This window comes from Erythrobacter cryptus DSM 12079 (assembly GCF_000422985.1).
Classification (GTDB): domain Bacteria; phylum Pseudomonadota; class Alphaproteobacteria; order Sphingomonadales; family Sphingomonadaceae; genus Erythrobacter; species Erythrobacter cryptus.
The window spans coordinates 1-4,231 of sequence record NZ_AUHC01000032.1 but is presented as its reverse complement, the minus strand read 5'-3'; the positions used below and the strand labels follow the sequence as shown (position 1 = coordinate 4,231).

Here is a 4,231-nt window from a genome sequence, read left to right as displayed (position 1 = left end):
GATCAGCTGCGGATCGAAGCTGCCCTGCCGGTCGCGCGGGATCTCGATCTCGATCTTACCGGTGTCCGTGGCAACCGTCTTGCGGCCATAGCCATTGCGGCTGTTGCCAGCCTGCTCTTCGTGGCCGAGATGATGATCCATCTCGGCATTAAGCGCGCGTTCGGCCAAGGCCTTCTTCAGCGAATCCAGCAAGCCGCCTTGCTGCAAGGCCGCAGCAGCATCACCGCCAGCCAAAAGTTGATCCAGCAAATCAGACGGGATCACAGGTTCTTTGCGTCGAGACATAGTGGGACTCCTTCTTACCCATTATGCCCGCCCACACACGAAATTCCTGACAGTCCGCCAGGGTGAGCGATACAGCCAAACTTGGTTTATCATCCAAGGCGACAGGCCTACCCCTTCCGGCCAGTAAGGTAAGCGATCGCATCATCGTCGTCGTGATCGTTTGCAGATCCCGGCTGATTGTCATTTCCGACCGGCTTGGCCTTACGGCCTTGCCAGTAACCCACAAGCGTCCTTGATGGTGGCGTTTTCCCGATCGCTCTGATCATCATGGCAGTCTGCTCGCCATTCGATACACGCCGGTTCTGTTCCTTCCAGGCTAGCTCCATCGCATAGCGGTGCACGTGCGCTCCTGAGATGTGCTTATGAACGCCACGCTCAGCGCTCCGCATGCGCTCGAAGAAGCTTTCCGCCATGTTGGTGCAGGCGCCGTCATGTGAGAAGTGCTCGGAGTGGTTGATCCGCTTCGTGTTGAAGAGCAACTGGAGCGGTTCCCACTGCGGGCTCATATCGGCATGCACAACCGTATCAGGCAGTAGGATGTTGCGGGCGATCTCGATCGCATCCCCTTCCTTGGGCAGCAGGAAGGTGCGGAGCTTACCGGTTTTGCCTGTCTGTGGATCATCCCGTTCGCGCATAACGACGATCAGCTTCTGGCGCTTCTTGGCTGCAGCCTTGTTCTTGCGCTTGAACTCCTCCCACAACTTCTTGCTGTTCGGAAGGCGGGGCAAGCTCCCGCCAAATACAGCACCGTCGATTTCGACCACACCGGCAAGCTGTGCCGTTTCGCCATCTTGCCCCAAGGCATCTCTGACTTTCTGCAAGAGCACCCACGCGGACTTGTAGGTGATATCCAGTTCGCGGGAGAGGCGACAGGCTGACACGCCCATGACGCCGTTCGCAAAGATCACGCATGCCGCCAGCATCTTGCGGAAGGGTAGCTTCCTGTCCTTGAAGATCGTGCCGCTGGTGAGCGAAAAGGACTTGCGGCAGCTGATGCAACGCCACTTCTTGTCGTCGTCCAGCTCCCAATGCTCAAACCCACCGCAATGAGGGCAGATGGGTTTGCCGCCATTTGCATCCCAGATGATCCGCTTGAGTTTGGCGTAGGCGCGCTTCTCCGACATCGAGGCAACGGACAGGATGCTGACCGTTCGTGCCTGTGGAGAAAGGAGGAAATGCTGCGCCATGAAATGTGATGCTCTACGTCATCACATATGATTATGGCCTGTGCTTGTCCAGCGAAAATAATCAAATTTAGTGATGCCCGCCATCGTTTTGGATTGCACCTGGCTTTGCGATCGCGCTGAAGTCTCCTACAAGGTGGTTAGGGTCACGATGGAGTGCACACGGTGTCGAGCGACGAGAAAGTCTGGGAAGAGCTATTGAAGAACACCCTGCGGGGGGCCATGATGAGCAAGGGCGTCTCTTATGCCGCTTTGGCAGAACGGCTGTCGGCAATCGGCGTCGAAGACAACGAGCTTAACCTTCGAAACAAGGTCAGCCGGGGCAGGTTCACCGCCGTCTTCCTGATGCAGTGCCTGCACGTGCTTGGTGTCGAGTGGATCCATCTCCCCAAAGATCTAGGGGAGGCGACAGGCAAATACGGCGCACAGTTTCTCTCCAAGAAAAGCCCGATGGGGCAGGCGTCTGAAAAATCGCCAGAAAGCTGAAAATTTGGTTTGGTCCACTTTCATCCTAAAAGGCGTATCGGGCACTCTTGACGCCCAAGAACATATAGAGAACAATTGGTGTTGAAGGAGTTTGGCAATGAAAGCAGCCCCGGACACAATCCGAACCACAAAAGCGAAGCCGGTCATCAAATGGGCTGGTGGTAAGGGGCAGCTTTTGGCTGATCTTCATCGTCGCAAGCCCGAAAGGTTCACACGCTACATCGAGCCGTTCATTGGAGGAGGGGCGTTTTTCTTCGATCTGATGCCCGACCAGGCGATCATCGCCGACTCTAACCCCGAATTGGTTAACCTCTATCGTTGTCTTCGCGACGATTACACCTCAATCCTGAGCCATCTCAACACGTTCAAAAACCAAGAGCATTTTTATTACGCGATCCGATCAGAAAAATTCGAAAGACTCGAGCCTTTCTACGCTGCAGCCCGAACAATCTTCTTGAACCGAACCTGTTTTAATGGCCTCTACCGCGTCAATAAAAGGGGTGAATTCAATGTCCCTTTCGGTAAATACAAGAACCCTAATTTCTGCGATCCCGATGCCCTACGAGCCGCATCCAATGCGCTTCAAGGGGTGACAATCGAGGAAGGTGATTACCGGTATGTCCTGAAGAAACATGCAAAGGCGGGGGATTTCATCTTTCTGGACCCACCATATCTTCCAATCTCCAAATATGCTGACTTTAAGCGCTACACAAAAGAACAATTCTATGAGGAGGACCACAGGGATTTGGCTGCTGAAGTCCGCCGCCTTCAGAAGATCGGTTGCCACGTGGTGCTCACCAATTCCAACCATCCGCTAGTTCATGAGCTCTATAGGGGTTTTGACATCGAGGTTGTGCGCACAAAGCGAAATATCTCGTCGCGGGGATCTTCTCGCCTGGGAGAAGACGTGATTGTAACGGCTAAGCCTATTGCTCGGGCAAGACTGAAGCTCGTGCCAGAACCGCTTCCCGCTCAAGTTGAGGCCTATCCTTCGACGCGTTACATGGGTTCAAAGGAAAAACTACTGCCCCACATCAAGGCGGTGCTAGATAACTTCGAGTTCAATTCCGAAGTCGATCTCTTCGCCGGCTCAGGTATTGTTGGATACATGATGAAGGCTATGGGCAAGGAGGTCGTTTCTAACGACTACATGGCAATGAGTGCGACCTTCGCTCGGGCTATGATCGAAAATAGCACTGTAACGCTCGATCAACGCGATATCGATAGTCTCTTTGACCCCAACCCTAACGCTTCGACATTTGTGCAGGAGACGTTCGAGGGGCTCTATTACACGAATGCCGAGAACGCGGTCATTGATCTTGTGCGATCAAACATTCAGACCATTGCAAACCCGGTAAAGCGTTCTCTGGCGCTTTCGGCACTGATGCGTGCATGCCTTAAGAAGCGGGCGAGGGGGATTTTTACCTACACAGGGTTGCGCTACGACGACGGTAGAGCTGATCTTGCGATGTCGATGGAGGAGCAAATCAGGCGCGCTGCTGATGCTGTGAACGCTGCAGTTTTCGATAATGGAAAGACCTGTAGCGCTAGAAACGGCGATGCGATGACGTTCCGTAAGCAGGTCGATTTGGCCTATATTGACCCCCCTTATTACAGCCCGCTTTCGGACAATGAGTATGTCCGGAGATATCACTTTGTTGAAGGCCTCGCTCGTGACTGGCAAGGTGTCGATATTCAATGGCATACGAAGACACGCAAATTCAAGAGCTATCCCACGCCCTTTAGTTCGAGGGTGGGTGCGAGCGAAGCATTTGATGCTCTTTTCCGCCGCCTACGTAACAGCATTCTGGTTGTTTCCTATTCTTCTAATTCTGAACCAGGGCGTGACGAAATTGTTCACCTAATGTCAAAATATAAAGACCGCGTCGAAGTCGTAGAGGTGGATTATCGATATTCCTTCGCTAACCAGCGTCAGGCAGAAGGCATGCGTAATGACGTTCAGGAATACATCTTCGTAGGCTACTGACTCATGCTTTGGCACATTGGCAACACGACCGTTCGAACTCCGTATCGCCTAGCTGAGGCATTGCGGGTTCTTGCATCATCTCCCCTCGCTGGCAATCTTAGTGGAAGAGACCAAGAGCAAGTTTTTGCCGAATTGCTCCACTACAGCGACGTAGTCGAAGTAGCCCGGATTGCGGAGGGTGCGGATGCATCCGATCTAGCACTACTTTGGCAGAAGTGCATTTTCTGGATTCCCAAGAGTCGCTTATGGTGATTCATATGGTGCCAGCTTTTGGAGGCTGGCGATGGCG

4 protein-coding genes are annotated in these 4,231 nt (G+C 53.3%); 2 read left to right on the top strand and 2 right to left on the bottom strand.

From position 1 onward, the window contains the following. Both G524_RS0112130 and G524_RS15935 read right to left on the bottom strand, forming a co-directional pair. Positions 1-285: transposase (locus tag G524_RS0112130; RefSeq protein WP_211219369.1), on the bottom strand; the 285-nt coding region annotated here is incomplete at its 3' end. A gap of 107 nt (positions 286-392) precedes the next feature. Further along, a complete protein-coding gene (locus G524_RS15935) occupies positions 393-1,472 on the bottom strand; it encodes an IS1595 family transposase (RefSeq protein WP_051221216.1) in 1,080 nt (359 codons plus the stop codon). Positions 1,473-1,634: 162 nt separating this feature from the next. Between G524_RS15935 and G524_RS16390 the strand changes: the two genes are divergently transcribed. Both G524_RS16390 and G524_RS0112115 read left to right on the top strand, forming a co-directional pair. Further along, a complete protein-coding gene (locus tag G524_RS16390) occupies positions 1,635-1,955 on the top strand; it encodes a DUF6471 domain-containing protein (RefSeq protein ID WP_156894090.1) in 321 nt (106 codons plus the stop codon). A gap of 97 nt (positions 1,956-2,052) precedes the next feature. Beyond that, entirely contained in the window at positions 2,053-3,942 is a 1,890-nt protein-coding gene (locus G524_RS0112115) for a Dam family site-specific DNA-(adenine-N6)-methyltransferase (RefSeq protein WP_036857934.1), read from the top strand. The last annotated feature ends 289 nt before the right edge of the window (positions 3,943-4,231 follow it).